Source organism: Capsulimonas corticalis (assembly GCF_003574315.2).
Lineage (GTDB): Bacteria > Armatimonadota > Armatimonadia > Armatimonadales > Capsulimonadaceae > Capsulimonas > Capsulimonas corticalis.
This window is the reverse complement of record NZ_AP025739.1, coordinates 5,340,540-5,364,226: the sequence shown is the minus strand read 5'-3', so window position 1 is coordinate 5,364,226 and position 23,687 is coordinate 5,340,540. Positions and strand designations below refer to the sequence as shown.

Here is a 23,687-nt window from a genome sequence, read left to right as displayed (position 1 = left end):
GCCGAAAGAGACGGCGCCGGCAATATCAATCGCCGGCGCCGCTCAAGACGAGTCCCGTGCTACGGCCTCTTCGTAGTGAGCGTAGGAATGCTAAATCTTGCTTTACTTCGACTTCAACGGATCAGTCGGAAGCTGATTGACGGAGCGCATCATTTTGAAGATGGTGTCCGGCCGCACAATCTGGTAATTGGAGTTGAGACCTTTGACGAATGTGACGAAGTCGGCCGGCATCAAGCCGTGCCACGGTTCTGCCTGAATGATCAGGAAACGCGGCGATTTGCCATCCCATCCTGCGGATCCGCCTTTGACCTCCCGGACCAAATGGTCCATCACTCCGCAATAGGTCGCTGTGAGGTCGAAAGTTGGAAGTTTATGGTCGTAAATCTTGAGCCCTCGGCCGGCGTGTTGACCTGTCAACCCCAGAAGCGATGGCGCATATTTCGCGTAGGACTCGCCGACTTTGGGATCGATGCCGCCGGTGATCGTATTCCAAATCGTGATGATCTTCAATCCCGCGCGATTGCAGTATTCGTCGGATTTTGCTACGAACTGGTTGAGCGCTTTGCCATCGCGCCAGTAGTTCGGGTATGTGTAGCCGTAACCTGATGGGCCGCAGAGGAGGCAGTCGTTGTCAGTGGCGGTCTTGTAGTAGTAGTTGAGAACACCCGGCATGGCGTCGAGCATCGTCGGCGACACTGTCCAGCCCATCGGGATTTTGCCGCGTTCGGGATCGAGCCACATTTGATGAAAGTGATGCTCCAGGTACTGGAAGTTATCGCCGTCGCTAATAATGAACGCGATGTAGATTTTGTTCTCGATGGGGGGAATCGCCGCCGGGGTCGGCTTGACCTCGACCTTTCTCGACGTGCCGCCAAAATTTGTGAGATTGGTCGACCAGTCGCTGGCGCACGTGACAATGCCATACGCGGAAGCGGCCCTGACGCCCGATCCTTCCTCGGCCCACCAGCCCATGTATAGCGTTCCGGGCCCCATCGACGCCAGATAGCGGTTGAGGAGCGCCTTCTCCTTGGGTTTCCGAGGATCGAGCCAGAGGACTGTGGAATTGATGGCCACAGCATATTCCCGCAAGTTCCCGTAAATCGCTGTGGGGTCGAGGCCGGTCAGAACGCGATGGGTTGTCTTGGCCCAGTAGTTGTCGTACAAGTACTGATAAACACTGAGGCGTCCATGAAATTTCCCGCGCAGATCCTTCAGAATCGGGAGCGAGTAGGGCTCACTGGTCAACTTCGCCACAAGATCCGGGGACGCCACCAACGCGTTCGACGAACCGGCGATGGTGGTGGCAAGGTTGATTGTGTCCGGCTGGGCGTCATCGTAAACGATAATGCCCTTGATTTCCTGCCGATACTTGATGATCAGCGACCAGGGATCCGAGGGCTCCGTATAAGAGAGGCCAAGCTCGGTGAGCCATTCGTACTTGTCATCACCCGATCCTTCACATGTCCAAATCCGGGGTTTCGTTCGATTGACCAAGCCCTTGAGAGAACTGAACAGAACGGTTTCCGCTTTTGGGGACGCACTTCCCGTCGTCGGCAGTGAAATGAGATCCTGCGTCGGAGCGGGCTGGGCGAATGTGGGGAGAAGCTGCTTCTTCGGCCAATTGATTCCGGCGATGGATGGATGGATGATTGCGCCAGTAAGCGCAATGGCGGCGGCAGCGGTGCGGTATAGCTTTGACATGGGTATTTCCTTGGAGCCTGTTATGAACACCTATAGCTCATTTCTGTGATTATAAGGGACTGATCACCCGATTGCAAGAGTTTCTGACATAACCGCAGGCGCTGCACACGGAGCAATAGGAAATTACCGCACGGGTGGGGGAATCGAAGCTGGCGCGGCCTGGACGGGATTATGTACAGCTGGATTTTTGACCGCTTATTTAGATCCAAGTCGTGTTGACTTCAAATCGGCTAGGAAACATATTGAGATACTGGACCGTGCGTGGCAAGGCGGCTCGGTTCGGTGTCGCTCCGTGTGGCAGCGCCTGATGCCAGATGATCAGGTCGCCGGCATCACCTGAAATCGGCGTCGCTTGCAGCTCGGCGATCGCGTGTGCGCGCGGGTTGGCGCCGGCGGGCAATTCCGCAAGCCATCGTTCGAGCCTTCGGTGAAATCCTGGGACGCAACTGAACGCGCCTTGATCCTCGGCGGTGTCCGTGAGGTAAAGGATCGCTTGCGTACCAAAACAGTGCGGGGGCGCCAGGGTCATGTCCCAGTGCAGAGGGGCGCCTCGAAAACTGTAACCAGGCCGCATGGGGGGATTCACGCCGCATACGTCCACGTTCATCCAGAGATCGCGTCGCTTGTAGATCTGAGAAAAAGCCGTATGGATCCGCGACGAATTACGGTTTGACCAGAGCGCGGGGCTGTGCGCCAGTGGAATCCAGATTTGATCCTTATACCATGAGTCGGGCTCGTCCATCGACATGCCTGTGTAATTGCAGATTGCGTCCACTGCCGCCTGGCACTGCTCACGGTCCACTGCCTGCTTCACGACAACATAGCCGTGTTCATCCCAAAATGCAAGGTCCGACGCCGACAGCACCGGCTCCGAAAGGATGGTCTCCAGTGCAAACGTATCGTCTCCGCGCAAAGCGCCGTTCAATCGCCGCAGTCGCTCTGGCTCGATGGTATTGTCATTCTTGGTCAGAACCCATTCCTCGAATGCTTCGAATGACGGCGTCGCCGCCATCAGAAAGTCCAGTGTCTCCCGAATTCCAAGACGCAGTCCGGCCAGCAGCACGGCCTCTGCGATTGTATCGTCCTCCGTTACCGGGCTCGGATTACCGCATGTTCGAAACGCCATGTTGCGTGACCAGTAACGCTTCAGATAAACGACCCCAATCGAGCCTGTTTCATCGGCGTCGGCGATGATTTGCCGATCAAATGGATTCACGATTCACCCCTTAAAGTGAAAAAGATTTATTGTTGCCAGGTTATAACGACTACACTATACCCGTGTCAATAAGGCAGTTTCGCATCAATGCGGTGGCGATGGCTTCGATTTCGGCGAGTGTGGCGTCAAATACTGTCAAAACATAATGCCTAATTCTCGAATAGAAATCTAAGAAATAATACATATTGTCTCGAAAGCAATCGCTTTTTGAGACAATGCCGATCGGTCGGGGCCAATCGGCGAATTGATGAGCAGTGTTTCCAAAATTGTGCTTGACAAATCTTGCCCGCTGTTTTATAATACCGATACGTTATGCGAACGTTCGCATTGAGAGAGTGCAGCGACAATGCCAGTCACGTTGAAACAGATCGCGGAGCGCAGTGGGCTGTCGTTTCAGACAGTGAGCAAGATCCTGAACAATCAGGCTCCTTCTTACCGCGCGGAAACGCGCGAACATGTGCTTCGCGTCGCGGAAGAACTTGGCTACCGGCCGCATAGTTCGGCGCGCGCCACTCGGACGGGGCGGTTTGGAAGCATTGCGCTCGTTCGGAGCACCGTATCCGACCGCAGTACGGTGTTTGAAGGGCTGCTCAGCGGCATTGAAGACACTCTCGCCGAGCATGACTTGCATCTGATGCTGGCTCGGCTTTCCGACCAGGTTCTGGGCAGTTCCGAATTGATGCCCAAATTCCTGCGGCAGTGGACTGCGGACGGGCTTCTGATAAACTATCATATGGACATCCCGGCGCCCCTGCAAGAGATCCTTCATCGCTACAATCTGCCATCTATCTGGATCAATTCCCAGCAAGCGAGCGATTGTGTGCGGCCTGATGATTTTGGGGCCGGGCGTATGGCCGCCGAGCATCTCTTGGGCTTAGGGCATCAGCGAATCGCCTACGCTGTCCACGGCACGCGCCACTACAGCGCCGCAGATCGCTGGGAAGGCTGCCGGGAGGCGATGCGCGCGGCGGGGCTGCCCGAGAGACGGATCGAGTTTGAAGGGGACGCTTACGCCTGGGCTGGCTTCTGGAGGGAAGAACTCACCCGACCAAGTCGGCCAACAGCGGTCATCGCGTACATGCCACATATCGCTCAAGGCGCCTTCTACGCCGCCCTGACATCCGGCATGCACATTCCGAAGGACCTTTCACTCATCACATTCGCGGAGCATGTGGTGGAGGAGACGGCGCTGCCGCTCACGACTTATCTCCTTCCCTCGCATGCGATGGGGCGTTCGGCGACGGAGATGCTTGTTCAGAAGATTGCCGATCCGCAGACCAGTCTTCCCGCGCAGCTGCTGCCGTTTGATGGTTTCCATGGACTGACCTGCGCTTCGCCACCCACATAAGGCGTGGTTCAGCCATTATTTGTTTGTCTCATTCCATAGGTTATCGAAAGGATACATTGATGAAAACTATTCGCTTCACTGAGAAAAAAACAGGCTTTACACTGATTGAATTGCTAGTTGTTATCGCAATAATTGCAATTCTAGCGGCGATCTTATTCCCTGTGTTTGCGAAGGCGCGCGAAAAGGCAAGGGCGATTGCCTGCATTTCCAATGAGAAGCAGCTTGGGTTAGGCTTCATGCAATATACGCAAGACAATGACGAGCGTCTCCCCTGCGGCACATGGGATCGATACAGTCTTCCCGACGGACCTGTGTATGAAGGCGCCGGCTGGGGAGGGCAAGTCTATCCCTATGTCAAGAGCACGGGAGTTTTTAAATGTCCCGATGAAGCCTTTGACGCCACCGTAACCGGCGCTTCCACTGTCTCCTATTTTTATAACATGGATGCGGCGCGAGATCGGGATGGAGCGCAATATGCGGTTGGGAATTTTATACCGGGCTTCAACGCGCCCTCGAAAACTGTTCTGCTGTACGAAGGTCAGGGAGGATCAGCGCAGATCACTTCTATCGACGAAGGATTAACCGCCAATCCAAACGTGACTGTCTCGCAAGCGGGCAATGGGCGTGAAGGTTACTTTGGAAACACTTATCCAGGTCACTTATTGTTCGCCACCGGTCTGCTGGGTGGAGATCTCAACCACGTCACCTGCAACGGCGGCTATGGGAATTGGTCGATTCCCGGGCGTCATACCGACGGCTCGAATTTCCTGCTGGCCGATGGGCACGCCAAATGGATGCGCGCGGAAAAGGTTTCGCCCGGCAAACCCGCTCTCAGCGCAACCGACCCACAAGGGGCTCCGCAGTGCGAAAACGCCGCCGGGACAGAAGACACGGCCGGGCAGTTCGCCGCAACGTTTAGCCCCCGTTAAACGATGGGATCACACGGCGTCTTATTGAAGGGATATACATGACGATCGGATCGATTTTCGCAGCCTCGCGGCGCGCGCCCGCCCATGTCGGCAAAATCGGGGTCAGCGTATTATTGGCGGGCTGGCTTGGCTATCCCGGCGGGGCGCTTGCGGTTCCTTACGCTCAGCAGGAGACGTTCGAGAGTGCGTCCTTGGCTCCGAAATCCTGGCGAATTCTGTCTGGTTCCTCGGCAGGCGTGACGGTTCAAGAGAAGACGCTGCGCCTCGCGGCTATATCATCAGGGCCCACCATTCTGGCTTACCGCTTTTATCCCCTGCGGAGCGGCAAGCGGCCCGCCTTTGGTGATTTTACCGCCGAGGCGTATCTTCAGAACGACGCCATAGCGACTCCGATGGCCTTTGGCCTGCTGGACAACGCCGGCGGCAAGCACTGGCAAGTTTGGCTGCAATACCGAAGCGCGGAGAGGAAAGCGCGTTTGGTGCGGGTCTTTGACGGCAAAACCGAATTCGCTCCCTGGAAGGATCTGGCGCTGACCGCCGCTCCGGACACCCTGCGCCTGGTGCGCCGGGGCGATGGGATCGAAGCCGAGATCGCCGCCGGAGCGGAGAAAGCGGCGGTGGGGCGCTGGCGTGGAACGGCGCCTCAGATTATGGATTTCGCTCTGGAGGCGCTGCCAGGAGATTCTCCGAGTGCGGCGGCGCCGGCGGTCTTCTCCGGGCTGAACATCACTCCGCTCGCGCCGGCGTCCGCAGTCTCGCAGGCGCTGCCCCGTCAGGGCCGACCGCTGCCTGGAATCCAATTGGCCGGAGGTCCGCCGGGACGCGAGGCGCTGTATGGTTATCTCTGGACTCCCCGCGAAAAGCCGGTCATCGATGTGCGGATCTCCAATTTGAAATCGGAAACCAACCGCGTCGTTCTCAAGACCTGGGTTACGGACTGGCAGGATCGGCGGGTTGCGGCGCGCGACTACCCTCTGCGTCTCACGCCGACTGGCGCACAAACGATCGGTGTTGTTTTGCCTCGCGGCGTCGCGGGGACGTTCCATCTCTGGCGGCTATTGACCGACGCCCAGGGATCGCCCCTGGAGGCGGAGCGCGTCACCGATTGGGCCGTCACTCGTGCGCCGGCGCCGTCCGAGCTTCCCGATTCCTCACCCTTCGGCATTCACGGCGAGCCGTTCGCGCGCGTCGGCGCCAAGTGGCATCGCGCCTGGGATTACGCCGATTTCTTCTGGCGCGACACCGAGCCTCAGCCTAGTGTTTGGAACTGGGGGCCGATGGACGAGTTTGTGCGCAACGATCAGTCGGCGGGCCTCAAGTCGCTCATCGTGCTTGCCGGCGCGCCCGCGTGGGCGTCGGAAGACCCAGGCGGCGATCTGCTGCGCACGCCGCCCAAAGACATGAACGCCTGGGCGAACTACTGCCGTCAGATAGCCCGGCGTTATCGAGGCAAGGTGAAGTATTACGAAGTTTGGAACGAGCCGAACAATAACGGAATCGCCCCCAAAGGCTTCTTCTTTTTGGGGCCGCCGGAGCGGTATTTCGACTTGCTGAAGGCCGCGTATACCGCCGTCAAAGCCGAGGACCCACAGGCCCAGATCCTTGCTCCCTCCGGTACAGGACAGTTTCTGCCGTTTTTGCAGCGCATCGTGGATCTGGGCGGCTTGCAATACTTCGATATTCTCTCGTTTCACCCTTACACCATTCCGATGTCGTCCGAAGTCGGCTATGGCTTCAACGATCAAAAGAATTACGCTTACCGGGTGCAGGCCGCGCGTGAGGTGATGCGCAAGGGTGGGGCGATCAAGCCGATCTGGGTGTCCGAAATCGGTTTCGATCTCGGGGAGGAACCCAAGCAGGCGGGGCTGCCGTTGACGCAGGATCAGATCGCCGCAGAAGCGATGCCGGGACAATGGCCCAACTGGTCGCCCGGCTGGTCGTACCGGCCTGCCGACGAACGGCGCAAAGCCGACTTCGTTCCGCGTGCGATGATGCTGACAATGGCGCTGGGCGTCCAGAAGATGTTTCTGCACCATCGCCTGCTCACCGCAGGCGAACCGTTTCTCGCCGCGCCGTCCTTCGGCTGGACCAGCCGTCTGCTGTCCTCGGCGCGCTATGATCGGGCTTACGCCTGGCCGGGCGCCAAACGATATTCCTGGGGATCGGATGTCGAGGCGCATGGTTTCACGCTGAGAGATGGCCGCTACGCGCTCGCTTTCTGGCGCGTGGAGGATGAGACGCTCACGATGAACGCCGCGAACGAAAAGGCGGTGCAGGGAGTCCAATCCGCGCCGCTGGCCGGCGCCGATCAGCGCGGGATCGATGTGACCTACGACAAGCCGTCGCGCGTCCGGTACTTCGATCCTGCGCGCGTGGTCCCGGTGACTGTCGCCCTGAAACTGCCGGCGGGGACACAGTTCTTTGACCTCTTTGGCAATGCGATTTCGCCGCCAGCCAGCGGGCGTCTGCCGATCGATGAAGCGCCGCGCTATTTGATTTTCCCGCATCGCCCCGCGATCCTTCCTGGTCGCGTGACGCGCGGGACGCCAATCGATGCTCCCACTCCCGCTGATGCGCCCGCGCCCACCGCCGGCGCGCTGACGCCTTCCGGCGCGTCTGGCGCGGCCAGGGCGGATTCCCTCATCATTACCGTTGACAAAGGCGGGCGGCAGACGTTCGCGGGGACAGGCGCCACGATGAACGGCTGGACGCCCGCCGCTCTCTACAATACGCAGGTCACGCGCGCGCAGAATCGGGACATGGCTCGAATGCTCTGGGGGGACGCCAAAATGCGCAGCATCCGTCTCTGGATTCATCCCGGCGATGTCGCCGCCGGAAAGATCGATTCCTATGTGGACGGCTATGTGGGCTCGCACAAACTCCCCGATGCGCTGGCGGCCGGCGCGAAAGATCTGATCCTCGCTCCGAACGAGATTCCGGAGGCGCTGGGCGACGGCCATGGCCGCATTCGCGATGACGCCATTCCCCAATACGCCGCGCTGCTGGCGGATTTTATTCGCCAATTCAAAGACAAGACCGGCATCCTGATCAATCATTGCGGCGTATTGAACGAGCCCAACGACCGGCCGGTCAAGCCCTCCAATGCGCAGTGGCCCGTGCTGATCAAGGCGCTGAGACAGGCGCTCGACGCTCGCGGGCTGCCAGCGGTGGGGATCGTCGCCCCCGAATCCGCCAATTGCGGCGCGGACGCCTACGCGGTGGTGGACGCGATCCAATCGGACACCCAAGCCTGGGCGAGCCTTCAAGGCGTCGCCACGCATTCGTACAACAACGCCGCCACGGAGGAGATGGCGAAGCGCGCCGCCGGCAAATCCTACTGGGTGACGGAAGCGGGTGGGATGACGGACACCGAGGAGCAGGCGGGGGATGCGCTTCAGGCGGCGAGCATCGCGTCGCGATTTCTCAACGACGTCAACCACGGCGTCACGCACTGGCAGTTTTTCATTGGCTTCGAGCAATCGGACCCGAACGGCGACAGTGGACGCATTTTGAAATATGATGTCGCTCCGTTCCATATGACGGTCCTCCAAAAGTATTATTCTCTCAAACAGCTTGCCGAGACGTTTGACGTCGGCGCCGTCTTTCGTCACTCCGCCAGTTCACTAGATGGAGAGATGGATTACTCGTACGTCAATCCACCGCAGCAAAAGCCGCATGTCAACGCCGCCGTCGCGCGAAATCCAGATGGAACCTGGGGCGTCGGCCTCTCAAACTTTACCTCGGATGATTTCCAGCGCCCAAGCACTCCCGATTGGTATCGGCGTCAGGGGGGATATCCTGCGCGGACGTTTGACGTCACTGTGCGCATTCCCGAGTTAGCCAAAGCGCGCGCTGTGCGCTTCACCGTGCGCCGCAGCAATCGCGGCGTCAACGATGCGCCGAGAGGCGAGGTCGTCATGCATTACGGCGAAGCGATCGTCCCAAACGTCGGACCATTCGATTTGATTACGCTTCGCTCCCAGCGCTGACGCGGCGATGGCGAACGGCTTTACAACAATGACCGCTTCGATGGAAAAGGTTGTACATGACTTACTCTCCGGCCTCGTCATTATCGGGACGACAAATTCATCTCGATTTCCATACGTCTCCTGCGATCCCCGATGTCGGCGTTGAATTCAACGCCGATGACTTTGCGCGGACGCTGCGCGAATCGCACGTGAACAGCGTGACTGTGTTCGGCAAGTGCCACCATGGCATGTGTTACTATCCCACGCATACGGGAACGGCGCATCCGGCTCTGGCCGGGCGTGATCTGCTCGGCGAGCAAATTCAGGCGCTGCACCGCGCGGGAATCCGCGCGCCGATCTACACCACGGTCGTGTGGGAGGAGGACGCCGCTCAGAAGCATCCGGAGTGGAGGCAAATCCGGCGGGATGGAGCATTCGCGGGGACGAGCATGGCGACGGATTATTCCGGTCCGCATCCCGGCGCCTGGAAGTGGCTCAATTTTCTCCATCCCGATTACCAAGATTATATTGAGGCGCACGTCCGGGAGATCTTGGATCGCTACGGAGACGACGTCGACGGTCTTTTCTTTGATATTCTGATGATGCACGCCGATGCCGACTGGAGCGAATCCAGCGTCGCGTTTCGGCAGGCGCACGGTCTGATGTCGGCGGACGCGGAGACGCACGCCCGCTTTGAAAGCCTGGCGCAGCGGCTTTTCACACAGCGGTTCAGCGGCTTGCTGCGCGACCGCCGCCCCAACGCCACCGTCTTTTATAACTCAGGGCATCATCTTTTTGTCACGGGGGATGTCGGGGCGCGGGCGCGCCTGTCCGCCAGCAGCCATGTCGAGATCGAATCCCTGCCGTCGGGCTTCTGGGGCTACCATCATTTCCCGCGCATGGCGCGCCTTGTCTCCACCTGGCGCCGGGACGATGGATCTCCCATCTCGTGGCTGGGAATGACGGGGCGGTTCCAAAGGCAGTGGGGCGATTTCGGCGACGTTAAGCCGCAGCCTGCGCTGGAGTACGAATGTTTCCGGGCGCAGGCGCTGGGTGGAGGATGCAGCGTCGGAGACCAATTGCCGCCACGCGGCGTTCTCGACCCCGCCGCGTACGATTTGATCGGCTCCGTTTACGCGCAAGTGGCGGCGGCGGAGCCGTTTTATGCGGGCTCCGAGCCGCTGCCGCAAGTGGGCGTTGTCCTGCCGGGATATCCCGGGCGAGACGAACAGACGGCGGATCTCGCACTGGAAGGCGCAGTGATGTTTTGCGAAGAATCGCATTACGAATGCGTGGCGCTGGATGAGCGGGGGGATCTCTCCGGCCTGGATCTTGTTATTCTGCCGGACAGCGTCGTGATCACCAAAGCCCTGGGCGAGAAGCTCAGCCGCTATTACGAAGCCGGCGGCTGTTTGCTGCTGTCTTACAAATCCGGGTTCGACGCCCACGGGGAGTGGGCGCTGCCATTTCTGTCGCTTGCGTTCGAGGGGGAGACGTCGTCGTGGCCGACCTACTGGCGCACGCGTCCCGAGTTCTCCCAGACCTTGAGCCGCAGCGATCGCGTTGTCTATGGGCGCGGCGTCAATATTACGCCGCGTCCTGAGATGGAAATCCTGATTGAACGCGTTTCTCCGTACTTTCAGCGTACGGACATCCACTTCAGCTCACACTTTCAAACGCCCCCGGTTCGCGACGCCGGCCCATTTCCCGCCGCCGTCGCCGGCGAGCGGTTCGTGTGTTTCGCCGATCCCATCTTTGGCGAGTACCGGCAAACCGGCAACCTCGCGGTGCGTGACGGTGCGAAGGCCGCCGCAGAGCGATTGATCGGCCCTCCCACATTCGGTTCGGGATTGCCGACAACCGTTCTGTGTACGCCGCGCCGCCGGGGCGATGACTTGCTGCTGACCCTGCTGCACTACATTCCCGTACGCAAGTCGCTGGATATCGATATCATTGAGGAGCGATCCAGCTTCGCCGAACTGACGCTGCGCCTCCCCGGCCACAGACAGGTGCGCGTCTTTGGCGCCGGCGAGTTATCGCCGGGTCCAAGCGATGGCGAGGTGGAACTGCCCCATGCAAACGGGCGGCTTCTGCTGGAAATCCCCGATTACTTTACGAGGGGATAAGAAGCGAACGAGGCCGGTGGGATATTATTCCGCACCGGCCTTTTATCCTATGCGTCACGCCAGCGGATCGTACTGGTGGATGTCTCCGGCGGGCGTCTTGACGCCTAGCAGCTCCAGACGCTGATCGCTTGCTCCCTCCAGCGCCCGCCACGGCAGCGCGGCGTTGCTTTCATACCGTTTCAGCCACCAATAGCCATAGTATAGATAAATGCCGCGCCGCTGACCGTCGCTGCGGTTGCGGGCGCCGGAGTGCCAGATGGCGGAGTTGATAAACACGACGTCGCCGGCCTGAGCCAGCACGGCGATCTCTCCGGGCAGCGGCTCGTGGATCATCTCGGCTGGCGGGAGGGCTTCGCCGCGATGCGTCCCCGGCGCGACATAGGTCGGCCCGCGCTCCTCGATCATCTCGTCCAGATAGACAATCGTGTTGACGGAGAGTGGGCGGTCGCCGGGAAACACGAAATCACGGTGCCAGGCGCGCGTGGGGAAGGTTTCGTTGCGCGGCCCCTGGCGCAGCAAGTCATATTGCAGCAGCTGCGTCTGCGCGCCGAAGAGGGCGCGATGCCGGTCGAGAATGGCGGGGTGCTCGATCAGCTCCAGAAATGTCTGGTGCTGTAGCAGCTTCGTCTGGTTGTTCTGGCCCGGCAGCTCCCAGACCCGGTCAAACTCGGCCTGAACCTGGGCGAGATGGTCCGGGGTGAGGACGCCGGAAACGTGCAAATATCCGTGTTCCAGAAAGAACGCTTTTTCATAAGGAGTGATCATGGGACAGTGTTCCTTCAGGGGGCAATTCATGCATCGCGAAGAATATTATCGATAATATTTAGTATGGCGCAAAAATTAAAAATTTACAAGTAATAACGCAGCCGCATTGCCAAGAGAAGGCTACGTTTTGCTGCATGGAAACCAACGGATTGGTGATGCGTTAAAAAATTATCGATAATATAAATAAGATTGTTCTGGGATGCTGGCGAGCGAATTCTCAGAGCATTTCGTAATCCGCCAGGTCCTGGCGCAGCCATTGCTCGATCATGCGCCGCATCATGCGCGCGGCGAGTTCGGCGTTGCGCGATCGCAGGACGTTCAGGATCAATTGATGCTGCCGGATCGTGCGGGTGAAATCGACTTGCGGCGCCGAATGGCGGCGGATCAGATCAAATGCGAAGAGGGGAAGGCAGACGGTCTGGAGCGATTTTTCCAAGAATCGATTCGGCTGAGATCCCCAGATCAAACGGTGAAAGCGTACGTCCGCCTCCGAGAACGAAGCGAAGTCCGCACGGTCGCTCGCGTCGCGCATCGCCGCGAGGCAGTCCTGTAGCTCCCGCAACGACTCGACGCGGATGTGCGAGGCGGCGAGGCTGACCGCCAGCGGCTCCAGCTCCTTGCGAATTTGATAAATATGCACCAAATCATCGCCGCTGAGCTGGGTCACTACGGAGCCCCGGTTTGGATACTTGAGCACAAGGCCCAGCCCTTCCAGTTCCTGAAGCGCCTCGCGTACGCTGGCCTGCGACACGCCCAGCTCGCGCGCGATGTGCATTTCCGGCAGGCGGTCGCCGGAGCGATACTGGCCGGTGAGGATGGCGCGCTCCAGAACGCGGGCGACTTCTAATCGATTATTACGGGGTGTTTGAGGCATGACGCCTCTATCTTACCTTACGATGTCGCCGCCATGAAAATATCAAGGAACGATCCATGATGTAGTGTGGCCCCCGTACGGCGTGCGTCTTCTGATCGCTGCAAGCGGGCGCCCGTCCGAGCCCAGCGAATGAACCGGGGCCCGGCGAATGAATTCGCGGCTAAAAGTACAGCCGTCCACCTTCGTGGACTTCGGAACGATTGCGATCACGTTTCTGAACCCGCTCAGGCGGGTGACTGTATTTGTAGGCGCGAATTCATTCGCCGGCCTTCTGACGGGTACCGCTTGCGGGTGTTCATTCGCCAGGCACTTGCACGGATAAAAGTGCTTTGCGGGAGCCTCGCGTTCGAAACTCGCTTGGCGTCATTTGAAAAAATTGCTGAAAAGAGCGGGAGAAGTTTGCGGAATTTGCGTAGCCGACACGATCGGCAATCACCTTCAGCGGCAGTTTCGTTTCTTTTAGCAAATAGCAGGCGTGGCGCATGCGGTGAAGCTGAATGATGTCCCGCAGTGAACGCCCAATCTTACTCTGAAATACGCGCGAAAGGTGTTCGCGCGATACGCCGAGCTGGTGAGCTAACGCTTCGACAGTGAAACGTGATCCGGCTTCGGTATTGATCAGGCGCAGCGTTTCGCGTGTCAGGTAGTTCATCGCAGTGTCCAGCGCGTTCTGAATTTGAACGCTTTCCGCCAGCAGCATCAGCAGTTCAAACACCATTCTGGAGCCATCCACAGCACTCATATCGACGCTGCGATATCCTGTCGATTCCATCATGAGCAGGCGCTGGATCGCTTCGGAATTCGCAGGCGGAGTGTAAACGGCGCCATGCTTTTCCACCAGACCGCGAACAGCGACGTGGCTTTCCACGCCCCGGAAATTGAACCCAAGAAAACGCCATGGCTCGCACCCGTCCTTGGGATAGAAATACCAGGAGCCGGGGTCCCGGATTTCCATCAAAAAGCCCTGGCCGGGGAGAATCTCGTGAACGCCGCGAGGCGTCGCGAGCCCGCCTCGGCCGCTTACCGTATAGCAAAAGTAGCAATGATTTTCAAATTGCCGGTATCGCGGTTCCGAACGGTATGCGGGAGATGTCACTGTTTGAAAGTCCATGAAATAGGGCTGCATCCAGGTATCGATCGGATCGAGAATATGAAAATCGAGATACCATGCTGTCTGGTGATGCCGATCGTGTTCATCGAACCACGCGCGCGTCTCTCCTTCGGAGGCCGACGTAACGCGCGCGCGAGATGCGAGCGGCGGCAGCTCCAAACGTGTTGTCTCTAATGGATAGACATTATTCATAATCGCATTGTATCACAAAATGATAAGCATTGTCACATGCTGCTTCTTGACGCATATCCGTGTATGGTGATAAAATGAACTATCTTCGGAATACTAAGGAGCTATTATGAAATCACAAAATGGAAAGCATGGTTGCGGCTTTAAAGGATTTACTTTAATAGAGTTACTAGTTGTTATAGCAATTATAGCAATTCTTGCCGCCATTCTGTTCCCTGTGTTTGCAAAAGCGCGCGAGAAGGCGCGTCAAACAGCATGTCTGTCCAATGAGAAGCAGCTTGGGGTGGCGGCTCTCCAATATGTCCAGGACAATGATGAGGATTATCCTGTTTGCAATACAGCCTTCGCGACATCGGGATCGGTCAATGGAGATGCGAGTATTCCAAAATTTAGCTCTTGGTTCCAAGAATGCCAGCCTTATCTGAAGAACATTGACGTTCTGCGATGCCCCGACGGAAGCAATACCGTGGACACCTTTGTCAACGGGCAGAATAACGACCCGGCCACCGGGCTGAAGCTCCCGTTTTTCCATTGTCTGGGAGCAAATGAGAGCATCGTGAACTTCAGTGGCGATGCGACAAATCCGCAAGCTGTCTCCATGGCCCAGCTTCATCGTCCGGCGGATACGCCATTTATCTCGGACTCCAGTTTTATGCTGTGGAATGAAATTCGCCGAATCATGAATCCCAGCGACCCAACGCTGACGCCCTGGTTTTCGCCGGATACGCCGACGCCCGGCATGGCGCGCCATACGGACGGCTCGAATATCTTGTATGCGGATGGACACGCCAAATACTTCCATCAAAGCAGCATGGCGATAAACCCGTCTCGAGGCGCGCTGGGATACAATTATCAGTTTGGCGTGCCCTTCAAGCTTGACGACGATCGACTTCAATAAGTTCGAAGCCGACAGCCGGGAGGAGAAATCCTCCTGGCTATTTTGTTGCGTCACATCTGCGGAAGAGGCGTGAAGCCCTAATGCTTGCCGCGCGAGGAGCGTAGGGTGACCAGTTGGAGCGGCGCCACAGAGACGGTCACTTGCCCGTCGTGCATGATCACCGTCTCGCTGGGCAGATTGTTGGTTTTGCTGCTCCGGTGCAGAGAGAACGTCTTGTTTCCCATCCCGGCCAGCTCCGCGACACTGACCGTCACCTGGAACGTGCGCGCTGCGTAGCCGCTGTTGTGGAGGCGGAAATCTTTCTCGTCGTCTTCGTCTTTGAAATTTGGCGACGTGTCGTTGCTGATTCCGATGCTCCAGCTTCCATCGGGATTTTTTGCCGCCGCCGCCGTGATGCGCGGCTTTTTGCCCGAGGTGTAAGCCATATCGCCGTCCAGTGAACTGGTCGCGCGGCGGCAGACCGATCCCACATCGAAGGTGGCGGCAAGCTGCTTCAAATAGTAGTACGGCTCCAGCAGATCGTATTGAAACGGCCTGGCGTGGTAGCGAATCAGGCGGGTCTGATCGTCGTTGGGGTCCGCCGGCTCGTAGCCGAGGAACCAGATCCAGCGGGTGACGCGGTGGTTGAGGTCGTTGAGAACCCGCGAGGCGGCGGAGGCGGCCGCCTGCGTATCGCCAATCTCCTCGGAACCGTTCGCGCTTGCCTCGGTCATCCAGTACTCCTTGCCGCCGGCGCCCGCGATCTTTTCGGCGATCTCGTTCGTGGTGGAGTTGTTGTAGGAATGGGAGGCGAATGCATACAGTCCGCGCCACGCCTCCGGGTCGGCTGTGAGCGCATCGAACGCCTGATAAAGCACGCCGTCCACATTGGCGTTCTCAGGGGCCACGATCTTGACGTTCGTGAGCCCGCGCGCATCTAGCGCCCGCCGCAGCGCCTTCACCGCCGCCGGGACTTTCTCCGGAGGAATGCGAAATTTCCGATCATTGAGCTCATTGAGCAGCCCCGTCGCCTGGATGACGACGCCGCGCTCCACCTTCATCTGCAGGATAAAGTCGGCCAGGAGCGCGCCGTAGTTTCCATATTCCTCTTCCTTCAGCAGCCCGGTTTTCGAGTCGCCCATATACGCCGGCGCTTCCGTGGGAACCAGCAGCAGCGTTTTACAGCCGGCGGCTTTCGCCTCGCGCACGATGCCGCTGTCGATAAAATTTCGCGTGAATTTGCTGATGTCGCGCTTGCCGGGCGCCGGGGCGTATTCCGTCGGGTCGAACCACATCCGCAGCGTGTTGAACTTGGCGTCGCGCCACACCAGGCGCGCCAGCAGCGTTTTTTGAGCGGGCGTCAGCGAGGTGTACTCGCCGCCGAAGTCGCCGTTCTGGCTGGTCCCAAATCCCCCAAATGTCTGACGCGCGCCGGCCGCCACGGTGATGGCGACATGTTCGTCTGGCGGCGCCTGTGCATGGCCGGTTCCGGAGCTAAGCAGAATAGCCGCTGCGATCGCGAATGGTCGAGGGCGAGCAATGTGTTGAAGGTGATGATGAAGCATAGTTTTTGTCTTATATCGCAATGATGGCGATGATTATTTCGGGCCGTGATCTTATTTCAGCCGATGAAGATATTCGTCGTCGAACGAGAACGTCAGCGATTCGGAGGGAAGCGCCCGCGCGGGCGCATCGAACTTTTCCCATAACATGGTCACCGCCCGGCGGCCGATTTCGTAGGAGGGAAGCCGGCATATGTTGATCGGCAATCCTTCGGCCATATCCCCAAAATCCGAGAAGGTGACGATCGTGACGTCTTCGGGAACCCGCAGCCCCAGGGCGAGCGCCTGGCTGAAGATGACATTCGCGACCGACGGCCAGTACGTCACGATCGCGGTCGGCCGATCGGCGGCGGAAAGCCGCCGTCGTATTCGCGCGCGGTCATCGCTTGCCCAGGAGGCGGATCGCGTCTTTTCGCGCCACGGCTCTAATCCGGCCGCGCGCATCGCTTCCATGTAGCCGTCGGCGCGGGCGGCGACGCTATAGTGCAGCACCGTCTCCTCTTGAAAGTCGTATTCGCAGTATCCAATGCGGCGGTGTCCCAGTGCGAACAGACGAGTCGTGACTTCTCGGCTGGCTCCCCAATCGTCCGGGGAGACCGTATCGGTTTCCGCCGCGCCGTTGATCCATACCGAAGGAATGCTGTTCTCCTGAATATACCGCGCCATGCCCTCCGGCGCTCCAAAAGAATAGTTGATCAGCAAGCCGTCCGCCATCCATTGCCGAAGCATTTTGGGCATGTTCTCCGCGCTGGACAGAATTTCATCGGGAGCAGTCCCCACCGTGAGGTGATAGTCGCGCTCGGCCAGGGCGGCGTTGATTCCGCCGAGCGCATCACGGGGGAGGGTGCTGCGAGACGAGTGCGTGCTGAGGACAAGGCCCACACAGCCGAACTTGCCGGTGCGCATGGAGCGTGCGGAGCTGTTGGGGCGATACCCCATCTCTCGCGCCGCCTCCAGAATTCTCAGCCGCGTCGCCTCGGACACCTTGGTATTGGCGCCGACGTGATTTAAGACCGCCGACGCCGTGACCTTGCTCACCCCAACTCGCTTCGCAATATCGCTCAATGTGATCATAGGGAGGTGTACTTCATCGAGAAAACTTAACGGTAAGTTAACCCCTATGATAATACAAATTCCCCTCGCTGTCAATATGCCATTTTCTGAGGGCGACTGTGTTAGTAATACGTATTGACAGACTGGTTTTGACGTGTTATGATGTTAAGCACCCCAAATACCGGCAAAGCTCTTGAGCGGCGTCAGTAGGCAGCGCAAAGGGTTTAGTGTTTTAGATATATTTGCAATTTTGAGATTTTTGGAGCCAACCCGAATGTTTCGGATCAGATATTGCTATCGTTGATAGGAAGAGTTTGTATGACACGAATGAGCGGCAACCCGCTGTTTCCCGGCTGGTACGCCGATCCAGAGATCCACTATTTCGAAGGTAAGTATTATATTTACCCGACGACCTCTTCCAGCTTCTCCCAACAAGCCTTATTTGAATGCTGGTCGTCCACGGATCTGACGGATTGGCGCAACGAAGGGATGATCCTCGATTTGGCGGATGTGCGGTGGTCGACGAACTTTGCGGCTTGGGCTCCGTCGTGCGCGGAGAAGAACGGCAAGTATTATCTGTACTTTTCGGCGGGAGACGGCGCGGGACTGGGCGTCGCCGTTTCGGATTCGCCTGCCGGGCCGTTTCGCGACGCCATTGGGATACCGCTGGTCGGACACTATCCGCATGGCGCACAGCCGATCGACGCGCATTGTTTCACGGATGATGATGGAACATCTTATCTTTATTTTGGCGGCCACCGCAAATGCGTCGTCGCCCGGTTGACGCCGACCCTGTGCGCCTTCAATCAAGATTTCAAGGACATCACTCCGTCCCCCGGATACGTCGAAGGGCCGTTTATGATCAAGCGTAAGGGACTTTACTATCTGACGTGGAGCGAGGGTGGATGGACCGATCATACCTATCTTGCCGCCTACGGCGTCTCGGATAATCCGTACGGCCCGTTCGAATACGGCGGCAAGATCCTGGAGAACAATCCGGAAATCGCGACCGGCGCCGGCCATCATTCCGTGCTCCTGTTGCCGGGAACTGAGGACGAATGGATCATCTGCTACCATCGGCGTCCGCTGGAGGAGACGGAGGCGAACCATCGAGTTGCCTGCATCGACAAATTCGTGTTTCGCGACGACGGTTCGATTGCGCCCGTAACACTGACGCATACGGGAGTGGGGGCCTGGCCGATCACCACTGACAGCCCTTCGGGCCGATGATCAGATCATGACGAAACAACGAATTAACAGCATTGATGTTGCGCGTAAAGCGGGAGTCTCGCAAACGACCGTATCCATGGTGCTGACGAATCGCCAGGGCGTCTCCATCTCCCCCGACACGCGTGAAAAAGTATTGGCGGCGGCGCGGGAGCTCGGGTATCGCCCCAACAGCTCGGCGCGGGCCATCAGCACAGGACGCTTCGGCTGCGCCGCCATCATTTTGAGCACAAAGGCGTACACCAGCAACCTGCCCATGGGACTTTTAGATGGGATTCACGACACGCTTGCGGACAATGGCATGCATCTCAATATCAGCAGGCTTCCGGATGAAAAGCTGATCGGGCCGGATGCTCTGCCGAAATTTCTGCGTGAGCAGTTTGTGGACGGCTTGCTGATCAACTACCACTATCATATTCCGGAGACCTTTCTAGAAAAAGTACGCGAAGACCGCATCCCTTATGTCTGGATCAATCATCAACTGGACGCCGATTGTGTGTATCCTGACGACTTTCAGGCGGCGCGATACTTGACGGAGCGGTTTATTACGCGCGGGCATCGCCGAATCGCATACTTCGTCTACCCAGCTTCCGTCCATTACAGCGATGCCGACCGGCGCGCCGGCTACAAACGCGCCATGGACGCCGGCGGCCTTCGTTCGGAGATCATCAGCTATGGAGCTGACGAAATCTCCAACGCCGAATGTATGGCTCTGCTGCTGGGGCGGTTCGGCGCGGAAGACGCTCCCACGGCGGTGGTCGCCTACGGTCCCTGGCCCGCGCGCGCGCTCATGCAAGTCGCGCTGCGGCTTGGCCGGGGCGGGCCGGACGACCTTGACGTGGCGACATTTGACGATCAGGTGTTGGAGGATTGCGGCCGGAATATCGCAACGGCGATCATCCCGCAATACGCCATCGGCGTCCGTGCGGTGGAAATGCTGCGGCAAAAATTAGAAGCGCCAGAGCTTCTCCTGGCGCCACAAGCGATACCTTATACATTTGCGGACGGCGAAACGAGCGAGATCACAGCATAAGAGGAGGGGAAAAGAGAAATTAATACTGATTGTTTTCATCGCAATCCAGATGCGTGATCAAGAGAGGGGATTGGGGTAGGTTTTTCGATTGCAGCTCTCAAGAGGCCGGCGAATGAATTCGCGCCTTGAAGTACAGTCACCCGCCTTCGCGGGTTCAGAAACGTAATCGCAATCGTTCCGAAGTCCACGAAGGTGGACGGCTGTACTTTTAGCCGCGAATTCATTCGCCGGGCTTCTGACGAAGTTCGCAATCGAAGAACCTACCCCACTGAAGATCAAAAAGAGGGAGACTATCAATGAAGAAAGCAATAAGATTAATTGCTGTAATAGCAATTCTAGGATTTACAGGCGGCGCCGTGTCGGCGCAGACGCTGACGATTACGGACAGCAACTACGGGAACGGGGTGTTTAGCGGAACCTATGTGGGAACGAACTCGCAGCCCGCGATCACCATCGCGACAAGCAAGCCTGTCACGATCATTAACAGCGTGGTTTCGGGCCCGGGCGACCTGATCTACTCCTATTATGCGTCGAACCCGAACATCACCATTATGAATACTCTCGGAACAGGAACGTATCCGGGCGGGACCGGCCAGTATAAGGGGCGCTTCGTCAAGATCGATGGTCCGGAGGGTGTCACCATCGAGCACTGCACGCTGGAAAGCACCGGCGGCATTTATCTGGACGACTACAAAGGTGATACGTCGGCGAACCAGACCATTCGGATCCGATACAACAAAGTCCACAATATCGACGGGCGAAAGACCGACGGCAATGGAGGATACCGTAACGGGAATACCAACAACGATTTCTTTCGCGCCCAGTTTGTTCAGCTCAATCACATCGGAAACAATGGACCGGTCAATGGGATCGAGATCGCCTGGAATGAGGTTGTCAACGATCCTTATAACAGCCGCGTGGAAGATAACATTAATATTGGCGGCGGCGGCAGCGGGACGTCCGGCAGCCCCATGCAGATCCACGATAACTATATTCAGGGGGCGTATCCCGCCCTGCCGGGGGCGCAGTATCAGCAGACATTTAGCGGTGGCGGAATTCTATTGTCCGACGGCGGGGGAGGCGGCGCGAGCTGGGTGCAGGCGCATGACAATATCGTGGTTGGGACGACGAACTATGGCGTTCAGATCAACGGGGGCTCCAACTGCGCCTACTGGAACAACCGGATCGTCGCGTCGGGCTTTTTGCCAAGCGGCGAGAAGATTTGGGCGATGAATCGCGGGGGAATTCTCGATCAAGGTAACAACAACATCGCGCATCAGCCTGGCAACGTCAATGTCGGCAATGTCATCGGGTGGGTGTGGCCGGCGGGCACGATCAACAACGGCGGAAGCACGGGGGCGCGCGGCGACGCTTATTTTCCGGAGAACCCCGACGATTACAATCACCAGACATGGTGGACGCCTAACGATGGCGCGCATCCCACGATTTCGGATGAGGCGAATGAGTATAACGGCTGGACGCAGCGGCTCAACAATAACAACGTCTTTGTCGGCGCGCTTAGCGGATATATCGTCGTGCGCAACCGGTGGACGAACAACCTGATCAACACGGACAGCGGCTTCACGTGCAGCAATGTGGGAACGAACTACTGGGACGCTCAGTGGGCCTTCGAGATGACCACCGATGGCTACTATAAACTGCGCAATCGGGAGCAGGGGCCGGCGGGACCGACCAATTCCTATATCAATACGGAGAATGGTTTCCAATGCACGGGCATTGTTTCGGACTGGTGGAGCGCGCAGTGGTCCATCGAGCGCACCAGCGACGGCTACTTCCGTCTGAAGAATCGCTGGCAGGGGACGTACATCAATACGGAGAGCGGCTTCCAGTGCACGAATATTCAGCCCGGATGGTGGAGCGCGATGTGGTCGTTCCAGGCTGGATCATAAACGGTTTCGATGACGAGATGCGTCCCCATCGCCCTGCGTGGGCGATGGGAATGCATCTGTCTACTCTTTCGAATAGTTATTGAACCAGCGTGAAATTCCATTCCTGCTGGCAGCTGCCGCCTCCCCAGGACCAGAGGCTGATGCGCGTTCCGTCCGCTCCTGTGCAGCCGTTGCCGTCGAGCACGTCATGGGATCCGTCGCTTTTCGCATTACTTGTCGCGATACTACAGAAACTTCCCGATGTCTGTGTGATAGACCATTGCTGGCATCCCGCGCCGCTGTAATCGTAAAGCTGGATGACTGTGCCGTCGGCTCCAGAGCAGCCGGTCGCATCCAGGGAGCGCCCTATGTTTCCAGGCATGCTTGGGTCATAGGTCCGGATCGAATAGTAACCATTGCCCAGATTGTGCAGCCACCATTTCTGGTTGTTGGACCCGGAGTAGGGCCAGAGCTGAATAGGGGTATTGTTGCCGGAGCCATATGCATAGCAGTCCAGCGCATCGCCGCTTGTTTTGGCCGTGATCTTATAAAGCCCATCCGGAAGGAATGACGATCCGATCCGAATGTTGCTGTTCTTGGTGCGCTGCTGCCAGGTCACATACTCATTGGCCTCATCGGCCACCGTGGCGTTGTGGCCGATCCCGCCATTGTTGAACGAGTTGACATAGCCCGTATTTAAAAAGAAAGAGTTGTCGGCTCCGCCAGCGTTGATCCAAGAGGAGGTGTTGTTCTGCGCCGTATTGTTGCCGAATGGCGGCTGAGGCTGTCCGGACTGCGGGCTGATGTAGATGCCGACATTGCTGGCCTGAATTGTATTTGTGGTTCCAGGAACCTTACCGCTGGAGATGGCCCGGTTCCAGTACAAACCGTTGTCGTGTCCTTCCGCGATCCCGAAGGCGCAGTTCGATCCATTGACGACCTGATTGTTCGTGATGTCGATGTAAGCACACGAATCGCTGAAGGAATCGCCGCCGGCTCCGTCGGTGAGAATGCCGACGCCGGCGTTTCCTTGATGGATGGGATCGGGAGCGTACTGTCCCTGGATGTAGTTGTAGGTGCAGTTTACGTGGCTGCCGGATGTTCCGCTAAACCGCGTGAAGTTGATCACATCCGTGTCGTAGCTGTTGTAAGGCTCGCCGATGATTTCATTCCAGGCGATCAGGGCATTGGGAACGCCATGAACATCCTGGATTTGGATGGCGTGCGGCGATCCAAGCCCGGAGGTCTGATAACCGCCCGAGCCATTGCTATATCGCCCGTCGATATTGTGCATGCGATTGTTGGAGATGTTGATCGTATTGTCGCCGTTGCGCGTCCCGTTGTATTGATTGGCCTTGATTCCATAAGCCGTCCCCTCAAGATAACAGCCCTGAACAACGAGTTTGGCGACGTATCCGGCGTTGACGAAGTAGCCCTTCGATGCGCCGTTGGAGTTCGGGTTGGTTCCGTATCCGACAGTATTGGTAACTGTCAAATTGATGGGATTCGCTCCCAGGGCGGAAATCAAGTCGCTGGCGCCGCGAAGATAAGAGTTGGTGATAGTCACCGGCTTGGAGGTGCTGATGATAATCGCCGGCGTGGTGTTGTTCGGACATGTGAACGTCCCGCTAATGGTGGTGGACGCGCCGCCGTGACTCGTCACATAGGCGTCATTGACGATCAATTGCGCATGCGCCATAGGCGACAATGACAATATTGCAATGCTAGTGATTATCGCATTTTGAGCGCACTGTGAAAGACCTGAAGGAATCATCATCGAGCTTCTCCTGTTTTGTTTAATTATTGTAGCAAATAGACT

16 protein-coding genes are annotated in these 23,687 nt (G+C 57.9%); 8 read left to right on the top strand and 8 right to left on the bottom strand.

The genetic code is table 11. From position 1 onward, the window contains the following. Positions 1 to 102: 102 nt before the first annotated feature. Together D5261_RS22990 and D5261_RS22985 are read right to left on the bottom strand one after the other, a co-directional pair. Entirely contained in the window at positions 103 to 1,701 is a 1,599-nt protein-coding gene (locus tag D5261_RS22990) for a GxGYxYP domain-containing protein (protein ID WP_119324901.1), read from the bottom strand. A 199-nt stretch (positions 1,702 to 1,900) separates the two neighbouring features. Further along, on the bottom strand, positions 1,901 to 2,917 hold the full coding sequence (locus D5261_RS22985; RefSeq protein WP_119324902.1) for a phytanoyl-CoA dioxygenase family protein: 1,017 nt from the start codon (positions 2,915 to 2,917) through the stop codon (positions 1,901 to 1,903). A gap of 346 nt (positions 2,918 to 3,263) precedes the next feature. On the opposite strand from D5261_RS22985, the gene D5261_RS22980 reads away from it, so the two are divergent. From D5261_RS22980 to D5261_RS22965, 4 genes are read left to right on the top strand one after another with little or no spacing between them, the layout of a single operon-like run. Further along, on the top strand, positions 3,264 to 4,265 hold the full coding sequence (locus D5261_RS22980; RefSeq protein WP_119324903.1) for a LacI family DNA-binding transcriptional regulator: 1,002 nt from the start codon (positions 3,264 to 3,266) through the stop codon (positions 4,263 to 4,265). A 23-nt stretch (positions 4,266 to 4,288) separates the two neighbouring features. Then, complete coding sequence (locus D5261_RS22975; protein ID WP_125206373.1) at positions 4,289 to 5,194, top strand: DUF1559 family PulG-like putative transporter; 906 nt, start codon at positions 4,289 to 4,291, stop codon at positions 5,192 to 5,194. A gap of 38 nt (positions 5,195 to 5,232) precedes the next feature. After that, entirely contained in the window at positions 5,233 to 9,183 is a 3,951-nt protein-coding gene (locus D5261_RS22970; protein ID WP_119324905.1) for a hypothetical protein, read from the top strand. A 56-nt stretch (positions 9,184 to 9,239) separates the two neighbouring features. Continuing rightward, positions 9,240 to 11,288 (top strand): alpha-L-fucosidase, encoded by a 2,049-nt coding sequence (locus tag D5261_RS22965; RefSeq protein ID WP_119324906.1) that lies wholly within the window; start codon positions 9,240 to 9,242, stop codon positions 11,286 to 11,288. 54 nt (positions 11,289 to 11,342) lie between these two features. Here the strand turns inward: D5261_RS22965 and D5261_RS22960 are convergent, their stop codons facing one another. The 3 genes from D5261_RS22960 to D5261_RS22950 all read right to left on the bottom strand — a co-directional run bounded on the left by D5261_RS22960 (position 11,343) and on the right by D5261_RS22950 (position 13,882). After that, entirely contained in the window at positions 11,343 to 12,053 is a 711-nt protein-coding gene (locus tag D5261_RS22960) for a phytanoyl-CoA dioxygenase family protein (RefSeq protein WP_165864645.1), read from the bottom strand. A gap of 217 nt (positions 12,054 to 12,270) precedes the next feature. Then, complete coding sequence (locus D5261_RS22955; RefSeq protein WP_119324908.1) at positions 12,271 to 12,927, bottom strand: GntR family transcriptional regulator; 657 nt, start codon at positions 12,925 to 12,927, stop codon at positions 12,271 to 12,273. Positions 12,928 to 13,222: 295 nt separating this feature from the next. Next, a complete protein-coding gene (locus D5261_RS22950) occupies positions 13,223 to 13,882 on the bottom strand; it encodes a helix-turn-helix transcriptional regulator (RefSeq protein WP_301002158.1) in 660 nt (219 codons plus the stop codon). 454 nt (positions 13,883 to 14,336) lie between these two features. On the opposite strand from D5261_RS22950, the gene D5261_RS22945 reads away from it, so the two are divergent. Continuing rightward, on the top strand, positions 14,337 to 15,125 hold the full coding sequence (locus D5261_RS22945) for a prepilin-type N-terminal cleavage/methylation domain-containing protein (protein WP_119324910.1): 789 nt from the start codon (positions 14,337 to 14,339) through the stop codon (positions 15,123 to 15,125). Between the two features lie 77 nt (positions 15,126 to 15,202). On the opposite strand, the gene D5261_RS22940 is transcribed toward D5261_RS22945, so the two are convergent. Then, the gene (locus D5261_RS22940; protein WP_119324911.1) at positions 15,203 to 16,669 is read right to left on the bottom strand and encodes a glycoside hydrolase; all 1,467 of its coding nucleotides are present in this window, start codon (positions 16,667 to 16,669) and stop codon (positions 15,203 to 15,205) included. Between the two features lie 51 nt (positions 16,670 to 16,720). Continuing rightward, complete coding sequence (locus tag D5261_RS22935) at positions 16,721 to 17,740, bottom strand: LacI family DNA-binding transcriptional regulator (protein ID WP_119324912.1); 1,020 nt, start codon at positions 17,738 to 17,740, stop codon at positions 16,721 to 16,723. Between the two features lie 297 nt (positions 17,741 to 18,037). Between D5261_RS22935 and D5261_RS22930 the strand changes: the two genes are divergently transcribed. The 3 genes from D5261_RS22930 (at position 18,038) to D5261_RS22920 (ending at position 21,889) form a co-directional block, all read left to right on the top strand. Then, positions 18,038 to 18,949 (top strand): glycoside hydrolase family 43 protein, encoded by a 912-nt coding sequence (locus D5261_RS22930; RefSeq protein WP_119324913.1) that lies wholly within the window; start codon positions 18,038 to 18,040, stop codon positions 18,947 to 18,949. A 7-nt stretch (positions 18,950 to 18,956) separates the two neighbouring features. Continuing rightward, the gene (locus D5261_RS22925; RefSeq protein WP_119324914.1) at positions 18,957 to 19,979 is read left to right on the top strand and encodes a LacI family DNA-binding transcriptional regulator; all 1,023 of its coding nucleotides are present in this window, start codon (positions 18,957 to 18,959) and stop codon (positions 19,977 to 19,979) included. Between the two features lie 296 nt (positions 19,980 to 20,275). Continuing rightward, positions 20,276 to 21,889: an RICIN domain-containing protein gene (locus tag D5261_RS22920; protein ID WP_125206374.1), complete on the top strand. Its 1,614-nt coding sequence runs from the start codon at positions 20,276 to 20,278 to the stop codon at positions 21,887 to 21,889. A 76-nt stretch (positions 21,890 to 21,965) separates the two neighbouring features. Here the strand turns inward: D5261_RS22920 and D5261_RS22915 are convergent, their stop codons facing one another. Next, the gene (locus D5261_RS22915) at positions 21,966 to 23,567 is read right to left on the bottom strand and encodes an RICIN domain-containing protein (protein WP_301002155.1); all 1,602 of its coding nucleotides are present in this window, start codon (positions 23,565 to 23,567) and stop codon (positions 21,966 to 21,968) included. Positions 23,568 to 23,687 lie beyond the last annotated feature (120 nt).